Origin of the sequence: Pseudomonas sp. BT76 TE3572, from assembly GCF_050435365.1 — a bacterium.
Taxonomy (GTDB): Bacteria; Pseudomonadota; Gammaproteobacteria; order Pseudomonadales; family Pseudomonadaceae; genus Aquipseudomonas; species Aquipseudomonas fluorescens_W.
Genome location: NZ_JBNDKE010000001.1, coordinates 2,111,901 through 2,132,667, shown reverse-complemented (window position 1 = coordinate 2,132,667; position 20,767 = coordinate 2,111,901). Strand labels below are relative to the sequence as shown.

11 protein-coding genes are annotated in these 20,767 nt (G+C 60.5%); 5 read left to right on the top strand and 6 right to left on the bottom strand.

All coding sequences use genetic code 11. The annotated features are described in order from the left end of the window. Positions 1-211 precede the first annotated feature (211 nt). The 3 genes from ABH912_RS09750 (at position 212) to ABH912_RS09740 (ending at position 14,174) form a co-directional block, all read left to right on the top strand. The gene (locus ABH912_RS09750) at positions 212-11,146 is read left to right on the top strand and encodes a peroxidase family protein (protein ID WP_429510537.1); all 10,935 of its coding nucleotides are present in this window, start codon (positions 212-214) and stop codon (positions 11,144-11,146) included. A gap of 351 nt (positions 11,147-11,497) precedes the next feature. Beyond that, a complete protein-coding gene (locus tag ABH912_RS09745; protein WP_429510536.1) occupies positions 11,498-12,964 on the top strand; it encodes an ArnT family glycosyltransferase in 1,467 nt (488 codons plus the stop codon). Between the two features lie 514 nt (positions 12,965-13,478). Next, the gene (locus ABH912_RS09740) at positions 13,479-14,174 is read left to right on the top strand and encodes a tRNA (adenine(22)-N(1))-methyltransferase (protein ID WP_429510535.1); all 696 of its coding nucleotides are present in this window, start codon (positions 13,479-13,481) and stop codon (positions 14,172-14,174) included. A gap of 103 nt (positions 14,175-14,277) precedes the next feature. Here ABH912_RS09740 and ABH912_RS09735 read toward each other — a convergent pair whose 3' ends face one another. Together ABH912_RS09735 and ABH912_RS09730 are read right to left on the bottom strand one after the other, a co-directional pair. Continuing rightward, positions 14,278-14,685, bottom strand: a complete 408-nt coding sequence (locus ABH912_RS09735) for a hypothetical protein (protein ID WP_082459189.1) — start codon at positions 14,683-14,685, stop codon at positions 14,278-14,280. A gap of 262 nt (positions 14,686-14,947) precedes the next feature. Continuing rightward, the gene (locus tag ABH912_RS09730; protein ID WP_033059946.1) at positions 14,948-15,373 is read right to left on the bottom strand and encodes a DUF2871 family protein; all 426 of its coding nucleotides are present in this window, start codon (positions 15,371-15,373) and stop codon (positions 14,948-14,950) included. 97 nt (positions 15,374-15,470) lie between these two features. Between ABH912_RS09730 and ABH912_RS09725 the strand changes: the two genes are divergently transcribed. Further along, positions 15,471-16,151, top strand: coding sequence for a TetR/AcrR family transcriptional regulator (locus tag ABH912_RS09725; protein ID WP_429510534.1), 681 nt, complete (start codon positions 15,471-15,473; stop codon positions 16,149-16,151). A gap of 8 nt (positions 16,152-16,159) precedes the next feature. Here the strand turns inward: ABH912_RS09725 and ABH912_RS09720 are convergent, their stop codons facing one another. From ABH912_RS09720 to ABH912_RS09705, 4 genes are all read right to left on the bottom strand, one after another. Beyond that, the gene (locus tag ABH912_RS09720) at positions 16,160-17,047 is read right to left on the bottom strand and encodes a DUF2950 domain-containing protein (RefSeq protein WP_033059949.1); all 888 of its coding nucleotides are present in this window, start codon (positions 17,045-17,047) and stop codon (positions 16,160-16,162) included. Positions 17,048-17,073: 26 nt separating this feature from the next. Beyond that, complete coding sequence (locus ABH912_RS09715) at positions 17,074-18,543, bottom strand: DUF3300 domain-containing protein (RefSeq protein ID WP_429510533.1); 1,470 nt, start codon at positions 18,541-18,543, stop codon at positions 17,074-17,076. 162 nt (positions 18,544-18,705) lie between these two features. Next, on the bottom strand, positions 18,706-19,281 hold the full coding sequence (locus ABH912_RS09710) for a hypothetical protein (protein WP_429510532.1): 576 nt from the start codon (positions 19,279-19,281) through the stop codon (positions 18,706-18,708). 42 nt (positions 19,282-19,323) lie between these two features. After that, complete coding sequence (locus ABH912_RS09705; protein WP_429510531.1) at positions 19,324-19,464, bottom strand: hypothetical protein; 141 nt, start codon at positions 19,462-19,464, stop codon at positions 19,324-19,326. Between the two features lie 130 nt (positions 19,465-19,594). On the opposite strand from ABH912_RS09705, the gene ABH912_RS09700 reads away from it, so the two are divergent. Further along, positions 19,595-20,728 carry an aminotransferase class V-fold PLP-dependent enzyme gene (locus ABH912_RS09700; RefSeq protein ID WP_429510530.1) on the top strand — a complete coding sequence of 378 codons (1,134 nt, stop codon included), beginning with the start codon at positions 19,595-19,597 and terminating at the stop codon, positions 20,726-20,728. The last annotated feature ends 39 nt before the right edge of the window (positions 20,729-20,767 follow it).

Below are 20,767 nucleotides of genomic sequence, written 5' to 3'. Positions count from 1 at the left end.
CTAGGGTTCGCTCTGCCTAATCGCTCAGCGAGCCATTCTTTGCGAATTCCAGGCGCGCATCCCGGAGGGGCCGTGTAACGGCTCTGCCTTCCCGAGCCAACGCTCGCCCAAAAAAAAGAACCAACACACTGCGCAAGCCAGCACCGGACTGGGCGTGGGCGGATTCTTATCGTCCCGTGTCCTCTCCCCAAAGAGATCGAGGGCAATCAAAATGGCCAATTTCAACAAGTCGGACCTGGAGTTCATCCTTAAGCAAATCTTCATCGCAGAAGCGCATGCCGATGGCGCCAGCCTCAGTGATTTGCTACCCAACAGTCAGGTGCCATTCGGCCTGCGCACCGTCGATGGCAGCTACAACAACCTGGTCGCCGGGCAAAGCGAGTTTGGCGCCGCGGACAATTCCTTCCTGCGCGTGCTTGATGCCCAGTATCGAGCGGCTTATGCCGCGTCAGGGAATGTGGTCGACCCGCAGCCACGGATTATCAGTAACCTGATCGTTGACCAGACAGGCAACAACCCGGCCGCAGTAGCAGCGAACGGCGGTGCAGACCCGGTGATCAGCCCCGGTCTGGATGGCGTGTTCGGCACGGCCGACGACAAGGAAGTGTTCTTCATCCCCAACGTGTCGCCGGACGTGGGTCTGACCGCCGGCTTCAACTCGTGGATGACCTTCTTTGGCCAGTTCTTTGACCACGGCCTCGACCTGGTCACCAAGAGCAGTACCGACTTCGTGTTTATTCCGCTGCAGCCGGACGATCCGTTGTTCGTGCCGGGCAGCCCGACCAACTTCATGGTGCTGCCACGTGCCGTGCATACCCCCGGCGCGGACGGAATACTCGGCACTGCCGATGACGGCCAGCCCAACACCACCTCGCCGTTCGTGGATCAAAGCCAGACTTACAGCTCGCACCCCTCGCATCAGGTGTTCCTGCGCGAGTATGTCCTCAACGCGGCAGGTGACCCTGTTGCAACGGGGCGCTTGATCACCAACCGCGATCTTGGCGCCGACGGCAAGTTCGGCACTGCCGATGATGGCGACGGCACAAATGGCGGCATGGCGACCTGGGCAGTGGTCAAGGCGCAGGCCCGTGACATTCTCGGCATCAACCTGACCGACGCCGACGTGCACAGCGTGCCGCTGCTGGCAACCGATGCGTATGGCAACTTCATCCGCGGGCCGAGCGGCATGCCGCAAGTGGTGATGCGCGTCAGCAACGGTGCTGACGGGATCGCCGGGACCGCTGATGACATCACTCAACTGGTCGAAGGCAACCGGGATGCTCCGATCAGTCTGGCCAGCGCCGTGAGCGCCGGGCATGGCTTCCTCGACGACATCGCCCACAATGCCGCGCCAGTAGTGGTTGGCGGGGTTCTGCAGGCGGATGCTGACACCGATATCGGCAATGCACAGCCGGTGGGCGCGGGCGGCAACAACCTGACCTACGACAACGAACTGCTCGACGCTCACTACATTGCCGGCGATGGCCGGGTGAACGAGAACATCGGCCTGACCACCGTGCACCATGTGTTCCACTCCGAACACAACCGCCTGGTCCAGCAAACCAAGGACACCCTCCTTGCCGCCGGCGATCTGGCCTTCCTCAATGAGTGGCTGGTGGACGATGTGGCCGCGATACCGACTACACCCGCCGGAATCGCGGCGTTGGTGTGGGACGGCGAACGCTTGTTCCAGGCCGCCAAGTTCGGCACCGAGATGCAGTACCAGCACCTGGTGTTCGAGGAGTTCGCACGGACCATTCAGCCGCAGATCGACGGGTTCCTTGCCCCCAACGGCTATGACACCTCGATCAACCCGGCCATCCTCGCCGAGTTCGCCCACGTGGTGTATCGCTTCGGTCACTCGATGTTGACCGAGACCGTCGATCGCTTCGACCCCGAGTTCAATCCGCTCCTCACTGACCCGAACAATCCGGACTCGCAAATGGGTCTGATCGCAGCCTTCCTCAACCCGCTGGCGTTTGCCGGCAGCGGGGCGACGGCGGACGAAGCGGCAGGGGCGATCATTCGCGGTGTGACCCGTCAGCTCGGCAACGAGATCGACGAGTTCGTCACCGAGGCGTTGCGCAACAATCTGCTCGGTCTGCCGCTCGATTTGCCGAGCCTGAACCTGGCGCGTGGTCGCGACACTGGCATCCCTACGTTGAATGAAGCACGCCGTGAGATGTACGCATCAACCGGCGACAGCCAACTCAAGGCGTACATCAGTTGGGCTGACTTTGCGGACCACCTCAAGCACCCCGAATCCCTGGTCAACTTCATCGCCGCCTTCGGCACCCACGGGGCATTGACTGCGGCCGACGTGGATACGCTGGTGGAGATGCGTGCGATCGCCGCTGCCCTGGTGTTCGGCGGCAGCGCGGTGATCAACGCTGGCACTGCCGATGAGCGTACCTTTACCGCCACTCAAGCGGATCGTCTGGACTTTCTTAACAGTTCGGGCATCTACGCCATGGTCAACGGCGTCACCACCACCGGTGTGGACGACATCGACTTCTGGGTCGGTGGCCTCGCCGAGCAGAAAATGCCGTTCGGCGGCATGCTCGGCTCGACGTTCAACTTCGTGTTTGAAACCCAGCTGGAGGCGTTGCAGAACGGCGACCGCTTCTACTACCTGTCGCGTACCGCGGGACTGCACTTCGGCACCGAGTTGGAGAACAACTCCTTTGCCAAGCTGATCATGCTCAACACCGATGTCACCCACCTGTCGAACACCGTGTTCCTGACACCGACGTTCAGCCTCGAAGTGAATCAGGCCAATCAGTTCACTAACCTTGGCGTGGACGGCAAAGCCGATCCGACGGGCGGCATCATGATCAACGGCGTGGAAATCGTGCCGCTGGTGATCCGCGACAACCCCGACACCGTGGGTGCAGACAGTAACTATCTGCAATACACCGGTGAAGACCATGTTGTCCTGGGCGGCACGGCCGGCAATGACATCATCATCTCCGGTGACGGCGATGACACCCTTTACGGCGACGGCGGTAACGATCGCCTCGAAGGCGGCGCCGGCAACGATGCGGTACTGGGTGGCGCGGGCGATGACATCATCACCGACTCGTTCGGCGACAACCGTCTGGAAGGTAATGCCGGTAACGACGTGATCGTGGCCGGTAGCATGCTGGTTGCAGGCAACCTGATTCTGGGGGGCGATGGCCAGGATTTCATCGTCACCACCGAAGACATCACCACGACCTTCGGCGGTCAGGGTGACGATTTCATCCTCGGCGCCAAGACCAACCTGCCACCTACCGGCAACGAAGGTGATGACTGGATCGAGAAGGGCACGCAGGACGGTGCGCCTGGCGATAACTTCTCGCCGTTGCTCAATGACGATGTGGTCGGCAACGATATCTTTGTCGGTGGTGGTGGCTTCGATGAAATGATCGGCGAGGGTGGCGATGACATCTTTGTCGGCAGCGATGCCCAGGACAAGATGGACGGTATGTCCGGTTTCGACTGGGTGACCTACAAGAATGACAGGGTTGGTGTGACCGTTGATCTGTCCTTGGCCGCGCTGGCGCAGCCACACGGCAATGCGCCAAACCAGAACGCCGGGGTGTTCAATCCGGTCGGCGCCTCGCCGGCCTCGATTCTCGACCGTTTTGCCGAGGTCGAAGGCTTGTCCGGTTCGAAATACGGCGATGTGCTCAAAGGCGATGATGTTGATGCGGTCACTATCGTCAACCACGGTGGTGCCACGGGCGGTGCGCTGACCAATGTGGCGTTGATCCACGGACTGGAGCAGTTTCTGGCCGATGCCGGTTTGCCGACCACCGGCTTTGCCACGGGCAACATCATCCTCGGTGGCAATGGCAGTGACCTGATCGAAGGCCGTGGTGGCGATGATCTGATCGACGGCGACAAATGGCTGAACGTCAGAATCGCGGTTTATGCCCCTGGCGACGTCAACCATACCGGCCCCGAGATCGCCTCCTTCGACAGCATGGTCGACATGATTCCGTTCATGCTGGACCGCACCTATAACCCGGGTCAGCTCAAGGCCGTGCGAGAAATCATGTCCGGCACCTCGACGGGCGGGGCGGCCTTCGACACCGCCATTTTCTCCGGGCTCCAGTCCGAGTATACGGTGACACGTGACACCCGCGGCACGCTCAATGTGGCGGACGATGTCTGGACGGTGGCCGATACCGTAGCGGGCCGCGACGGCACCGATACCTTGCTGCATATCGAACGCCTGCAATTCGCCGATACCCAGCAAGTGCTGGTGACGGGGCTGAACGCACAACCGGTGGGCAGGCCGACCGTCACGGACGGAAACGGCGGCGCGATCACCGTGGGCGACACACTGACGGTGAGCATGGCTGGTGTGCGCGATGCCAACAACATCGCGGTGGGTAATCTGCAGGGTACGGTCAACAACACCTCGGTTTCCTACTATTGGCAGTTCGAGGCAAATCCAGGCACCGGCGTATTCGAGGACATCATCCTGTTGCCGGCCGGCGACCTGGCGTTCCAAAGTGCCGACGGCACCTCGTTCAAGGTCTCCCCGGACCTTGCCGGGCTGTCACTGCGGGTCAAGGCGATCTACCAGGATGGTCATGGCACGACTGAAATAGTGTTCTCGCAGCCGACGGCTGTGGTAGTTCCCGGCGCGCCGGTTGTGCCGACGGCGCCGACACCTGTCGTCGATGCCACGGCGGGTGGCGAGGGCCTTCACATGGTCCGCTCCGACCTCAACTTCATTCTTGATCAGATCAAGATTGCCGAGGCAGACGCGGCCGGTCAGGACATCCTCTCGCTGATCCCGAATATCCGCGCGCCATTGGGCCTGCGTGCGGTCGATGGCTCGAACAACAACCTGATGAACCTCAACGGCATTAACAACACCGAGTTTGGTGCCGCCGATAACACATTCCCGCGTTTGAGCACTCCAGTCTTCAATCCGGCGGAAGGTGCACCTGCCGGATTCTTTGGCCCCGGCTCGCCGGCCATTCCGGGATCGTCGTACCAGCAGACCAGCGGCTCTGTGTTTGACTCGCAGCCGCGCACCATCAGTAATCTGATCGTCGACCAGACGTCGAACAACCCGGCGGCCTATGCCACGGCTTACGACCCGGGTGCGGACGGTGTGCTCAACTTCGGCGAGGTGGGTAACGACGACGTGCTCAAGGATGGCGTACGGATAGTCGCCAGCCCCGGCATGGATGGTCAGTTCGGTACTGACGACGACCACGATGTGTACCTGTTCGAGAACACCACGGCGGATGCGGGGTTGTCCGCGCCGTTCAACGCCTGGATGACCTTCTTCGGGCAGTTCTTCGATCACGGTCTGGACCTGGTGACCAAAGGCGGTTCGGGCACCATTTTCATCCCGCTGCAACCGGATGATCCGCTGTATGTGGAAGGCGGCAACGCCAACTTCATGGTGCTGACCCGCGCGACCAACCTGCCAGGGGCGGATGGCGTTCTCGGCACGGCCGACGACATCCATGAGCACACCAACACCACCTCGCCGTTCGTGGATCAAAACCAGACCTACAGCTCGCACCCGTCGCACCAGGTTTTCCTGCGCGGTTATGAGCTGACCGACAACGGCCCCATCGCGACCGGCAGGCTGATCACTAACGTTGACCTGGGATTGGATGGCAAGTATGGCACCGCGGACGACACCGAAATCGGTGGCATGGCGACCTGGAAGGTGGTCAAGGCGCAGGCCAACGACATCCTGGGTATCCACCTTACCGATGCCGACGTCGGCAACGCCCCGTTGTTGGCGACTGACGCCTACGGCAATTTCATCAAGGGGCCGAACGGCTTCCCGATGGTCGTGATGAAGGGTGCGGACGGTCTGGGTGGCACGGCTGATGATGTCCTTGTCGAAGGCAATCCGCTGTCTCCCATTAGCCTGACCAATGCGGTGCGCACCGGTCACCAGTTCCTCGTCGACATCAACAACAATGCAGCGCCGGTCATCGTCGGCGGGGTTCTGCAGGCGGACACTGACACTGATGTCGGCAATGCGCAGCCAGCGGGCCCAGGCGGTAACAACCTGACCTATGACAACGAACTGCTCGACGCTCACTACATCGCTGGCGACGGCCGGGTCAACGAGAACATCGGCCTGACCGCGGTGCATGCGATCTTCCACTCCGAGCACAATCGGCTGGTCGCACAGACCAAGGACACCGTGCTCGATTCGCATGACGTGGCCTTCCTCAACGAATGGCTGCTCAACCCGGTGAGTGCTTTGCCGGTCAACCAGGCTGAGATCGATGCGCTGGTGTGGAATGGCGAGCGCTTGTTCCAGGCTGCCAAGTTCGGCACCGAGATGCAGTATCAGCACCTGGTGTTCGAGGAGTTTGCGCGGACCATCCAGCCCAGGGTCGACCTGTTCTTCGCACCGACCCAAGTCTATGACGTCGACCTCGATGCCTCGATCGTCGCCGAGTTCGCCCACACCGTGTACCGGTTTGGCCACTCGATGCTGACCGAGACCGTCGATCGCTTCGACGCCAATTTCAACGTGATTGGCGATCCGAACAACGGTGATCCGAATCAGCAAATCGGCTTGATCGCGGCGTTCCTCAACCCGTTGGCGTACGCCGCCAGTGGGGTGACGCCAGAGGATGCGACCAGTGCGATTATTCGTGGGGTGACTCGCCAGGCCGGTAACGAAATCGACGAGTTCGTCACTGAGGCGCTGCGCAATAACCTGCTGGGTCTGCCGCTCGACCTGCCGGCGCTCAACCTCGCCCGTGGCCGCGACGTGGGGATTCCCTCGCTCAATGCGATCCGCCGCGACATCTTCAGCCAAACCGGTGATACCCAACTCAAGCCGTACAGCAGCTGGGTCGACCTGGTGCAGCATCTCAAACATCCGGAGTCGTTGATCAACTTCATCGCGGCCTATGGCACGCATGAGACGATCACGGCGGCGGACACGCTGGCAGAAAAACGCGCTGCAGCCATGGCGCTGGTATTTGGTGGTGTTGATGCGCCGTCTGACCGCTTGGACTTCCTCAACGGCAGCGGTACCTGGGCCAACGTAACGCGCGCCGGCAAGGATGGGGTGATGGGGACTGCCGACGATCTGAAGGGAGTGACGATCACGGGTGTCGACGCCATTGACCTCTGGATCGGCGGCCTGGCCGAAGAGAAAACTCCGTTTGGCGGCATGCTCGGCACGACCTTCAACTTCGTGTTCGAGAACCAGCTGGAAAAACTGCAGGACGGTGACCGCTTCTACTACCTGGAACGTACCGCTGGTCTGTCGATGAACGCCGAACTGGAAAGCAACTCGTTCGCCAAGTTGATCATGGCCAACACCTCGGCCACGCACTTGCCGGGCCTGGTGTTCTCGGACCCTGCGTTCTATCTGGAAAGGGACCAGAGCAAGCAGTACAACGATGGCCTGGGCAACGCCGATCCGCTTTCCGATAACAACGATCAGGTGGTGTTCCGCGACAATCCGCTGACCGCGGGGCCGGACGCTAACTACATCCGGTACTCGGGTGACGAGCACATCGTGATGGGTGGCACCAACGGCGCAGACATCCTCGTCTCGGGTGGTGGCGATGACACGGTCTGGGGGGATGCCGGCAACGATCGCATCGAAGGCGGTAACGGCAACGACCAACTGCGCGGTGGCGCCGGCGACGACATCATCACCGACCTCGGTGGCGACGATAACATCCAGGGTGGCGACGGCAACGACGTGCTGCATGGAGGCAACGGCGTCAACCTGATCATTGGCGGGTTCGGCAATGACTTCATCATCACCGGTGAAGACGCTTCCGAGGCCATTGGTGGCCAGGGCAACGACTTCATCCTGGGCAGCAAAGCCAACGAACAGGACATGGGTAACGAAGGCGACGACTGGATCGAGAAGGGCACTTCGGACGGTGCACCTGGCGACAACTTCGACCCGGCTGGCAATGACCCGGTGATCGGCAACGATGTGTTCATCGGCGGCAACGAGAACGACAAGTTCAATGCCGAAGGCGGCGACGACATCATGGTCGGCAGTCTTGGCATGGGTGACCGCTATATCGGCGGCTCCGGCTATGACTGGGCAACCTTCAAGGACCTCGCCCAGGGCGTGACCATCGATTACAGCGACCGCTTTTTCGATGTTCCACCGGTGCCGGGTTCGGGTGCTTCAGCGCTGGTGCGCTTCGACATCGTGGAAGGTCTGTCGGGTTCATCGCACGGTGACTTCCTGCGCGGTGATAGCGAAGATGCCACATCGCTGCCCACTGCGGGTGCAACCGGCAGTGTGTTGACCAACATCAACCTGATCAACGGCCTGGCTGATTTGCTGCCAGCCGGAGCGACGTTCTACGACGGCGGCAACATCATCCTCGGCGGTAGCGGTAGCGACCTGATCGAAGGTCGCGGTGGTGACGACATCATCGATGGTGACAAGTGGCTGAACGTGCGCATCAGCGTACGGGCGAACGCTGATGGCACTGGCCCGGAAATCGCCACGTTCGACAGCATGGAGCCGATGGTGCCGTTCATGCTGAACGGTACTTACAACCCGGGCCAGCTGGTCATTGTGCGGGAGATTAAGAGCGGCGATAACAGCTTCGACACCGCGTTGTTCACCGGTAATTTGGGCGAATACGGTATCGAGATCGATGGCAACACGGTCATCGTGACCGACTCGGTGGCAGGGCGTGATGGCGTCGATCGTCTGACGGGCATCGAGCGTCTGCAGTTCGCTGACGGTGCGCTGCCGTCCGGAGTGGGGACCGCCCAAAACAACGACCCATTGGGTCATCTGGCAATCCTCGATGCTGCCACCGGTGTGCGTGATGAAACGCCTGTGGCCGGCCAGTTGCTGCGTGTCAGTGATTCGGCGGTACGCGACGCGGACAACCAGAGTGTGGCCAATCCGACCGGTGCTGTGACCGGCGGAGTGGCTTACTACTGGCAGGTCGAAAACATTCCTGGATCGGGCGTCTTTGAAGACATCACCTTTGTCGCCGCTGGCGAGGTATCGCGGGCGATCGGCGCCACCTACCGGGTGGCGGACGATGTGGCGGGGCTGAACATCCGCGTCCGTGCGGTGTATCAGGATGCCAAGGGCACGCTGGAGATCGTCGAGTCGTCCGGGAACAGTACACCGACCGAAGGGCCGACCGTTCTCGGGCTTGCAGTGCAGAACCAGGTGTTGACCGCTGACCCGTCGACCATCGTCGACCTCGATGGCGTGAGTACTACGCAGTTCACCTACCAGTGGCAGGCGAACGACGGGCTTGGCTTCGTCAACATCGCCGGCGCTACCGGTAGCACGTTCGCGCTTGGCCAGGCTCAGGTCGGCCAGGAAGTGCGCGTGGTGATGGGTTACGTGGATAACTTCGGTGTAGCCGAAAGCGTTTCGTCCAACATCCTCGGGCCGGTGGACAACGTCAACGATGCACCGACTGCAGGGCCGACCGTAACCGGGCTTGCAGTGCAGAACCAGGTGTTGACGGCTAACCCGGCGAGCATCATCGACATTGATGGCCTCAGCAATCCGCAGTTCACCTACCAATGGCAGGCGAACAACGGGCCTGGCTTCGTCAACATCGCCGGCGCTACCGGCAGCACGTTCGCGCTTGGCCAGGCTCAGGTCGGCCAGGCAGTGCGCGTGGTGGTCAGTTACGTGGATGACTTCGGTGCGGCCGAAAGCGTTTCATCCAACGTCCTGGGGCCGGTGGCCAACGTCAACGATGCACCGACAGGCGTGTTGCTGATCAGCGATACGACACCGGATCAAGGGCAGGTGCTGACCGCGCTGACGGCCGGGATTGCCGATGCCGATGGGCTGGGCACCTTCAGCTTCCAGTGGCAGCAAGGTGTCGGTACGTCCTTCACTAACATCAACGGCGCGACTGCTGCGACCTTCACCCCTGGTGCGGCGCAGGTCAATCTGCAACTGCGAGTGATCGTGCGCTACACCGATGGCTTCGGCACGCTCGAGTCGGTGACCTCGGCGGCGACGGCGGCGGTGGTGATACAGGGCGTGGTACTGCAGGGCAACGCTTTGGCGAACACCCTCACCGGCACCGCGGGTAACGATGTGCTGTCTGGCCTGGGCGGGAACGATACGCTGAATGGCCTGGCCGGTAGCGACCAGTTGTTTGGCGGCACTGGCAACGACATCCTCAACGGCGGAGACGACAACGACGTCCTCAATGGCGAGGACGGCAACGACACCCTCAACGGTGGGCTCGGCGCGGATGCCATGAACGGCGGTGCCGGCAACGACACCTTTGTGGTCGACAACGTCGGTGACTCCGTCACCGAGGCGCTGGGTGGTGGTACCGATCTGGTGCAAACCAGCCTGACGAACTACCTGCTCGGTGCCAACGTCGAGAACCTGACCTATACGGGCGCCGGTAACTTCACCGGTACCGGTAACGCGCTGGCAAACACCATCACCGGCGGGGTGGGTAACGACTTCCTCGATGGCGGTGCAGGTGCTGACCGGTTGGTGGGGGGAGCCGGCAACGATACCTACGTTGTCGATTCAGCCGCAGACGTGGTGGTCGAGGTGGCGGGTGCCGGTACGGACACCGTGCAGACTTCGCTGGCCAGCTACACGCTGGGCGCTGATGTCGAGAATCTGACCTACTCCGGAGCCGGCAACTTCGTCGGCAACGGTAACGGGTTGAATAACGCCATCACCGGCGGGGTGGGTAATGACACCCTCAATGGTGGCGGCGGTAACGATATCCTCACCGGCAACGGCGGCAACGACACACTGAATGGCGGTGCAGGCAACGACTCGCTGCTCGGGGGTGACGGTAACGACACATTGTTGGGTGGTGCCGGCAATGACGTTATCGATGGCGGTATTGGCAACAATACGGTCACTGGCGGTGCCGGCAACGACGTGATGGTTGCCAGCAGTGGCAACGATATCTTCATGTTCGCATCGGGCTTCGGGGTCGATCAGATCATCGGCTTCGATGCCAACGCGGTGGGAGGGCAGGACCTGCTCGATATTTCCGCGTTCGGCGTCACGGCTGCGACCTTTGCCGGCACCGTCGTCATCACCGATGTCGGTGCGGATACCTTGATCAGCGCCCCAGGAATAGCTGATTCCATCCGCCTGGTCGGTGTGGCCGATGCAACAACCGTCACTGCCGCAGACTTCATTCTCGCCACTTGAGGTCCTGATCAGTACTGTCGCAGACGCGTGAAAAGAGGAAGGGAGGGCATGAATGCCCTCCCTTTTTTTATTTAAAAAAACGGGCTGATTGTTGAACTGAAAATGGGGTGAAACACCCTGGAAGTATCAGGTGTTGGGGTGAAACAGGTGTAAACCCATTTTTGGACTAGACAGTGATTAGCGTACGTTAACTTTTCTACAGCCTTGGCTACACTTCGTGTTCCGTTGGAAACCAGCGGGAACTTACGTGAAGGCGCAATGCGTTGTTATTCGTTCACGAAAACACGATGAGCTGACCCGTTGGGCAGACTCACGTATTTTCGTGCATTTTGGGGAAGGAGTAAGGCGTGTATGAGTAAAGAAGGCGAGGCATTCCTGCCGATGCAAACCGCGCGGCGCGCGCTGGACTGGCCAACCCTGGGCGTGGCGGTGTTGCTCCTGTTGTTGTTTTACTGGGGACTGGGAAGTTTGCCGTTCATGAGCGTCAATGAAGCCCGGCGCGCCGTTACGACACGGGAAATGCACGAGGCCGGCCAATGGCTGCTGCCGTACATGAACGGCGAGCTGTACCTGTCTAAACCGCCGCTGTTCTATTGGCTGGCCCTGGTCAGCACGTCACTGCTGGGCAGCCTCTCCGAATGGAGCGTGCGCCTGCCTTCGGCGCTGTTTGCGACGCTGTGTTGTCTGACCTTGTATCGCCAGGCTTGTGCATTCGCCGGGCGACAAGTGGCGCTGCTGGCTGTGGTGTTCCTGGCGGCGAATGCCGGGTTCAGCCTGTTTGCCCGCCGGGCAGAAATAGAAATGCCTTTGACCGGCCTGTGCCTGCTGGCGCTCTTTTGCGCATGGCGCTTTCTGTTTGAGCAAGGCGGTCGCGTCTGGGTCTGGCTCAGTTACGGGCTGCTCGGCTGTGCCTTGCTGACCAAGGGACCGGTCTGCCTGTTGTGGGTGACCGCACCGATACTGGTCTATGCGTTGATCAGCCGCGATCGTCTGGCTCGCGCTTTTCTGTGTGACGGCTGGGGCTGGATGCTTGCGGTGCTGGTCGGGACTTCCTGGTATCTGGCTGTGTCCATGCAGGAGGGCTGGGGCATCTGGTCGGCCATCCTCAACGAAGACATCGTCAAGAAAATCCATGGCCAGGGGGCAGAAGCCTGGTATGCCTATCTGTTGTATCTGGGTGGGGATTTCTTTCCCTTCTGGCTGATATTACTGGTGCGGCCGCGGCAACTCTGGCGCGCCATCCGTCTGAGCCCGCAGCTGACCCTGTTGCTGTGTTGCATTCTGGTGCCGCTGCTGCTGTTCTCGCTGTTCACCGAAAAGCACGCCAAGTACCTGTTGCCTATCTACCCGGCCATTGCCCTGCTGTTGGCCTGGCACTGGAGCCAACTGCTGACCCAGGCCCGTCACCCTTGGCAGCGCTGGAGTCTGCGAATTGTTCCTGCCGTGGTACTGGCGGGATACACGCTGTTCTACTTGGGTCTTGAAGGGCGGGTGTTCGCCCATCGGATCGATGGATTTCCGCAGATAAAGGCCGCCACCGACGCATACCCAAACTTCCCGACCTATAGCTTGGGATCTGCGGACATTCGCCTGGTCTATTACATGGGGCGGCCCGTCAGTTCGATCACCGAGTCGCAGGCCAGCAGCGTAGCCCATACGCCGGGCCTGCTGTTTGTCCAGGAACCGCTTCCTGCGGCATTGCAAGCCCTGGCGCCTTGCACCCTGACGCGGATCGAGTCGTATCTGAAACCCAAGCGTTCGGCCCTGCTGCTCGGGCTGGGCTCTTTGTGCGCCAATCAGGGCCAGATCAACCTTTGAAACTGCGTCAAACGTGATGAATGCTTCCCACGGACTCTTAACTGCTGAACAAGCTGATAAGACTCCAGGCTGCCCCTATCGCAAAAATGAAAAGAATGAGTACCAGCGTGAGGATTAGCGGCTCGATGCGCATGAAAGTGACTCCTCAGAAGGTCTGGCATTGCTCGCCTGATCTGCGGCGCAGGTGTTTTTCAAGGCAACGGTTGCATGTATAAGGAGTGCCCCCGGGAAAGCTGTTTTTCCAGTGGAAAAACAGCTTCAAACTCTCGATTAATACGCTAGTGAACTCCCAGCATTCTCTATGCCAAAAAACTAAACAGCCTATAATTCCCCGCCAGCGGGGCAGCCTGATTCTGTGGGTCAGTTCTCCATCGAAGAAGTTGAAACAGGATGCGGGTAATACGACCCATTTATGGGGGATTTCTCACACTGGGTACGGCAATATCCCAGGTGCTTGTGCCTTTCGCAGCCTGCTGATATCGACCTGATGCGGACACTGAAAAAGGAACTGCGGTTGAACGAACACACATTGTCCATGCGCTTGGAGCGCGTGGCGGCGCATGTGCCAGCAGGTGCTCGCCTGGCCGATATCGGCTCGGATCACGGCTACCTGCCGGTGGCGTTGATGCGCCGTGGCGCCATCACGGCGGCGGTGGCCGGCGAGGTGGCAATGACGCCGTTCCACTCGGCCGAACGCACCGTGCGCGAGAACGGCCTGGACCAGCGGATCACCGTGCGCCTGGCCAACGGTCTGGCGGCGATCGAGCCGGGAGACGGGATTACGGCGATCAGCATCTGCGGCATGGGCGGCGAGACTATCCGCGACATCCTCGACAGCGGCAAGGCGCGCCTGAGCGGCCAGGAACGCCTGATTCTGCAACCCAACGGCGGCGAGCAGCCACTGCGCCAATGGCTGATGGAAAATGGCTACCGCATCCTCTGTGAGGAACTGCTGCGGGAAAATCGCTTCGACTACGAAATCATCGTCGCCGAGCACGCCGGGCCGGTGATGTACACCGCCGAGGAGCTGTACTTCGGCCCGCTGCAGATGCAGGCACGCAGCCCGGCGTTCCTGATCAAGTGGCAGCGCATGCTGCGCGAGAAGCAGAAGACCCTGTCCCAGTTCGCCCGTGCGCGGCAGGCCGTGCCCGAGGAGAAGGTGCAAGACATCGCCCGGCAGGCCCGGTGGATCACCGAGCTGCTGGCTTGAATTCGGTCCAGGGTATGTACGAATTCAACCGGTCGATGCAACGCAACTAAATTCTGTTTCAGCAGAAGGAGTGTTGCAGGCGGGTTGATCCCATGGCTTCGCACTAGCGACGATAGTAGCGGCGATCGTCCTCGTAGCGGTACCGCATGGCCCGATCATCCCGATCATGGTGGCGCTCCCAATAACGATGGCGTTCAGCTTCTCGGCGGGCTTGCTCTCTACGCCACTGCTCTCTACGCCAGTCGTCTCGGCGCCAATCGTCTCTACGATCATGCCAACGGTCGTCACGCCAGTATCGGTCGTCATGGGCAAGCAACGGCCCTGGCTGCTTGCCGGCCATACTGGCCAAGGTCGGCCATGGGTTGCCGGCGGCCTGGACAGGCGCCTGAACGACTGAGACTTCAGTTGCGAAAACAGGGGTTGAGGTCTTCATCTGAGTTGCTGATGCCGAGCCCACTGCCGCGAGCGCGAACAGGCCGAAGAGCATCATTCGTGGGTCATGGAATTTCATGAGCGAAGACAACCTCTGATTGACAATCGGACGTGTGGCCATCTGCCTGCGGGAAGCCTGCGGGTTCGCGCTTGCCGAGTGGATATGCCTATCCACATAGACAGATAAATAGGGAAAAGTTCTAGGGAGCCGCTGCTTAAATAGCGAACGGCCTCCGTGTTCCGCACCCTTGAGGTTTGCTGGCGAAGGGCAGCAAACGATCCGAAGCAGATCTCACCCCCGCACCGATACGCTGCCCAAACGCTGCTACTGGTTTTGCGCGTTATGACAGGCGCGATTCGCGTGTCGCGCTGCTCAAGCGCTCGGCCGTCATACCGATGCGCGAAAACACCAGCCACCCAAAAAGCAGGACGCTGCAGCCAATGAGGATTGATGCGACGGCAATCAATGGCTCGACGGATGGGAAGCCCTTGAGGCGCAGCGTCAGTGCGCCGAGCATCACCGGGACGCCAACGTTGTACGTCCAGAACTGTGCAGCAGCAGTGCGCCCTTCGGTGATCGACGGGTGCGCAGTGCCGATGAGTCCGAACAGTGCCATCGATACCCATCCCAACAGATTGACATGGGCATGTACCGCGAAGAGCGAGTGGTCGCCGGAAGCGCCCATCGCCACGCCCAACACGACGCCAATGGCAAAGTAGAGGGCAGCGAGCCGAAACCAGGTCCGCGAACGGGGTGTGTGATTCATGGCATTCACCTCATGCGCCCTGAGGCGCGCTCAGTTGCTGAGAAATCGTCTATCATGAGACTTGAGTCTCATTACAAGACAGGATCTCATTTATCCCATGACAAGCTCGAAGTCAAGCCCGTCTATCCGTGATGGCGATCAGGGCCGCGCCAACCAGCGGGGCCGAACGCGCCAGGCACTTATCGATGCCGCCGCCGCATTGCGCGAGGAGGGCCATAACCCAACTGTTGCGCAAGTGGCCGAGCGCGCGATGGTGTCGCGCGCCACGGCGTATCGCTACTTTCCTTCGACTGAGGCGTTGATAAGCGAGACGGCGGCCGATCGTGAAATGACGCCGCTGGAGCACATCTGGCGGCAGGGAGATGATCCGGTAAAGGGCATCGGTCTGGCGGCGAACGCGTTGAACAAACTCTTGATCGACGACGAGATCGGCCTGCACGTGATGGAACGTTCGTTCATGACCGTGTGGCTCGACAGTGAGTCCCACGAGCCCCTGCGGCCGGGTCGGCGCATGAGCTACATCGAGCCGATTGTCGACTCGCTGAAGGACGTGCTTTCACCTCGGGCGCGCAAACGACTGAAGCAGGCCCTGTCGATCGTCATGGGCACCGAGGCTTTGATCGCCGTGCGCGATATCAGTCGCGCGAGCGTCGAAGAATCACTCGACACCGCCGCCTGGGCGGCTCGGGCGCTCGTTCGTCAGGCACTGACGGAGGAAGAACAAGCGCGACGAAAGCGCGACACTTTGCATAAGAATTCGCGGTCTTCTCCACCATGACACCGATGTTACGGCTTCTGATCTGCGGTGACCTCGTGCCAGCTGTCATCGGGATCAAACCGCTTCATCGACTGCGCCAGTTTATAACCCTCGGGTCCCAGGTCTTTCTCAAACACTTGGCCCTCATGGCTGATCATGAAACTCATCACCCCGGTGTCATCGTATTTCGCCGGCCAGGCGATGAGGGCAAAGCCGCGGCTCATCTTGTCGCCGATGAGGTAACTGTAGGCGCCGCCAGGTGCCGATGGACCTTGTCCGTCGAGGATGCGGAAGTGGTAACCATGCCAGTCTTCATCGGCGATGGCGTTGCCGAACATCGGCCCCAACGGGCTGATTTGACTGCTGTCGTCGTCCGCCCAATAGAGTCCGTCGTGCTTGCCCGGAGTGCTGAAGAATTTCTGCGCATATTCGAGGGCGCCGTCGCCGTCACGGTCCTCTGACGCATAGTCCATCTGGGCGTCGTGATAGGTCAGCGCCGATTGCACCGCGGCCAGTTCGTTGCTGCCGATTCGCCGCGTACGGATTTCGGCGCTTCCCGCCTTGATGTCGAAGCGCCAACCCTTTTCGGCTTTTACCAGGGGTATCGGCAGTGTCCAGTGGTCACTGCCGACCGACAGGACCGCTTTGCGCTCACTGGTTTTTTCGATGGCATGTTGCTCGCGGTAAAGCTTCAAAAACGCATCCACGTCGCTGCGCTGGACGCCACCTCGCGGGATGAAACTGCGCCACTCTTCACCCAGCAACTGCGTCAGGCGTGCCTGATCGGCGTGTTCGGTACCCAGTGCTTCGACGAACGCCTGAGCAGCCTTTTCCGGGGTTGGAAAGGCCTGCTGTGCCGTCGCCACGCATGACCATGCCAGGCTGCTGATCATCAGGATACGAGGTAGCAAGCCCATGAATGCTTTCTCTCGAGGATGGTTTTTCAACGCCGGCCCCCCCCTCTTTGGCGCGCGGGAGGACTGGACGGTCTGCTGATCTGTTGACCGGCGGATCGCGCAGCACTGGGGCGCGTGGCGGATGCCTGGCTGGTTCGACCACGGAGGGCCTGGGCGTTCGATTGGGACGGGGATCGTGCGCCCGCGAAAGCGTTATTGCGTGCGCTGCCGGGGCTGGCGGTCGGGCGCGTTTGCGTTCCTTGGCGCGCCTGAGATAACTCCTGGCGCCGCTGACCCGTCTGAGCGGTCTGTTGTCTGGGCTGCTGATTTTCCCGGATATTTCTGCCGGTGCCTTGGCTTCTGTCAGACGCCTTCGGTCTGTCTGCCCCGGCTTGCATGCGATTACCGACCGAAGGTGCGGACTCCGCTCTGCGCGCTTGATCACGGGCCTGGCGATTGGTGGTGGCCGGTCGTTCGATACCGTGCCTGTCCATTGAACTGCGGGCCTTTTCACGCGCCTGGGCGCGTTGGGCATTATCCCCGCGAAAGGCCTCACGTTGATTGGCACCGTCCAGTTGTCGGCCGTACTGCTCGCGGCTCCTGCTGTCCCGATAGGGAACGCCATCGCGATGGACGGAGTTGTGCTGCCACTTGTTCTGGTTCCTGTTGATCTGGGTGTTGCGATTGATGTTGTTGTAGCGGTCGACGTCGATGTCGATGTCGTTGTTGTCCCAGTCACAGTCGCCCCACAACGAGGCGACGATCGCCACGCCGGTCCCGAACGCCAGCCCGGCCATCAAGGCCGATCCGGGGTAATAAGCGGGGGGCGGTGGATAGTAAACGGGCGGCGAAGCAGGGTAGGCCCAGGTGCCATAGGTGGTGGTCGGATTGTACGTGGGGACGTACACCACCTGCGGGTCGGCAGGTTCGATGACGATGGTAGTGGAGCTGCTGGCAGGAGCAGCGGCAGGTGCCTGAGCGGCCGGTGCAGGTGCAGCCTGAACCGTCACGTTCTGATATTGGTTGCTCTGCAGGTTGCCTGCTGCCTGCGCCTGATGACGCAAGCGTTGCACGCCGTCCATGACATCGTCGGGTTGCGCCAGAAAGGCATCGCCCAGGCGCTGTACCCAGACGGGGTCCTGTCCCAGGGTTGCCAGGACCTGTGGGAAGGCAACCAGCGCCTGTACGCTCGGGTCCCAGGTCTGGCTCGACACTTGTTTGACCGCATCATCGCCCTTGGCGTCCGGATGGGCTTTGGACCAGGTGACCGCCTCGGCGATTTCCCCGGGGTAGGTGCTGGCCATCAATACCTGTGCCAACAGTGGGTCCGGGTACAGCGCAATGGGCGCCAGCATTTGATCCAGCTGCTCCTGGGTAAACACGACATCTTTTTTCGCCGGGGCCGTCAGGGCCGCAGTATCGGCAGCGTTTGCGGGCGCTGCTGGCGTCTGCGCCAGGCAAGAAAATCCACTTAGAACCAGTACAGCGGACACCGCGTAAAGTAATGAAGTGCGCATCGCCCCATCCCTTGTGGTCAGACAGGCTTGAGAGGACTGGATCAGCGTCAGGGAGTGAAAACAGCCGACTTTAATGACTCCAGTAAGGGTAGCAGACACCCCTGTTTTAGCCTCCCGTAGCGTGGAGCAGTACGGGGATGAAAAAGACATGGAGCGAAGTCGTTAGCGCGAGGTTTTGATTTTCATGACCTCGGTGTAAATGGCGTTGATCGTCTGACCCACCTGGAGCTTCTTCATTCGGGCCTGAAGCTGCGGGTCCTCGACCTTCAGGACGGTCAGTTCGCCTTCCGGTGGAAGCAAGGTCACTTCATGCTTTTTCAAGTCAATGTGCGTGATCTTTGAAGTGACCTTGACCTTGCGAACCGCCTCACTCCCCGGATCAGGATTGTCCTGGGTAGCACGGACAGTCATTGATTCGTTGCCGCCCCCTGACGCAGCGTCGACATTCGTGTCGAGCACATAGGCGACTGAGCGAACAACGTGGATATCGACCTTGTCGCCGACCTTCAGATTGTCCAGTGCCTTGGCTTTTTCCGTGAGCTGGATGGAGACCGGGCTTTTGTTGGTGTCTTCTATGGTGACCTGATGATTCACCGGATCAACGGCCAGCACCCGCGTAACGATGTGACCCTTCATTGAATGGCTACCCAGCGGCACCTCGGCTGCATGGGCCGTAAAGCCGATAGCGGCCATGATCGAGGCAAGGGCAACAACGGCAAGGGAGGGGATCGGTTTCATGGTCTGTTTTTCTGGTGTTGGCGGGTAGGGCAGCGCTATGGATTACAGGTCGGAGCGGTTTGCATACAGTTCAAAGCATAGACATTGAATGCCGGGATGCCCGATCACAGTGTCGATTGGGTTGTTCGCCTGTTTCGTCAGGTCTTCGATCAGCAGGCTGGAGTTGAACTTGATGTGTTGCATCGACCGGTTGAATCCGCAGGTGATACCAGCCGCTCGACAGAAGTCGCAATTCAATCCCGAGCAATCTTGTCATTTGCCAAGGCTTAGGGCAGGGTCGATACCACTGACATCTCTGCCGAAGGAGTCACCCATGTCAAAGCTATATCCCAGTATCGATCCCGAGGGGCTGGTCGAGTACTCAGTGGTCTACACCGACCGCTCGCTCAACCACATGTCGCAGTCGTTTCAAGGCGTGATGAAAAACATTTCCAAGACCCTGAAACAGGTCTACAACGCCCAGGCTGTGGCGGTGGTCCCGGGCAGCGGCACATTCGGCATGGAAGCGGTGGCGCGACAGTTTGCCACCGACCAGCAATGCCTGGTGATACGCAACGGCTGGTTCAGCTATCGCTGGAGCCAGATCCTTGAGATGGGCAACATCCCGGCGGCCACCACGGTGCTGAAAGCCCGACCGGTCGACACGGGTCGCCAGGCGGCCTACGCCCCACCCCCTCTGGACGAAGTGCTGGCAGCCATTCAGGTGCAGAAGCCGCAGATTGTCTTCGCCCCCCACGTTGAAACCTCATCAGGGATTATCCTGCCCGACGAGTACCTGCGGGCCGTCGGCGACGCCGTGCATGCGGTGGGTGGCCTGTTCGTGCTGGACTGCATCGCCTCGGGCACGCTTTGGGTTGATATGCACAAATGCGCAGTCGACCTGCTGATCAGCGCACCGCAGAAAGGCTGGAGCGCCTCCCCTTGCTGCGCCCTGGTCATGCTCAGTTCCTTGGCCCTCGAGCGCATCGAACAGACGCAAAGCAGCAGCTTCGCCTGCGACCTGAAAAAGTGGCTTCAGATCATGCAGGCCTACGAACAGGGCGGACATGCCTACCATGCGACCATGCCCAGCGATTCCCTCGCGCGATTTAACGAAGTGATGAAAGAGACGCAAGCCTACGGTTTCGAAAAGGTCCGCGGCGAACAACAGGCGCTGGGCGATCGGGTGCGCGCAATGTTGACCGGCAAAGGCATCAAAAGCGTAGCCGCAGCCGGCTTTCAGGCCCCTGGCGTAGTGGTGAGCTACACCGATGATGCCGACATCAAGAACGGTAAGAAATTTGCCAACCACGGCTTGCAGATCGCCGCCGGAGTGCCGTTGCAATGCGACGAGCCGGCGGACTTCCAGACCTTCCGCATCGGCCTGTTCGGACTCGAAAAGCTGCAGAATATCGAGCGCACGGTCAGCACCCTCGAGCAGGCACTGGACGAGGTGATGGTTAACTAAGCCCACATCGTGCCCGCAGCAGATAGCGAACTTGTGAAT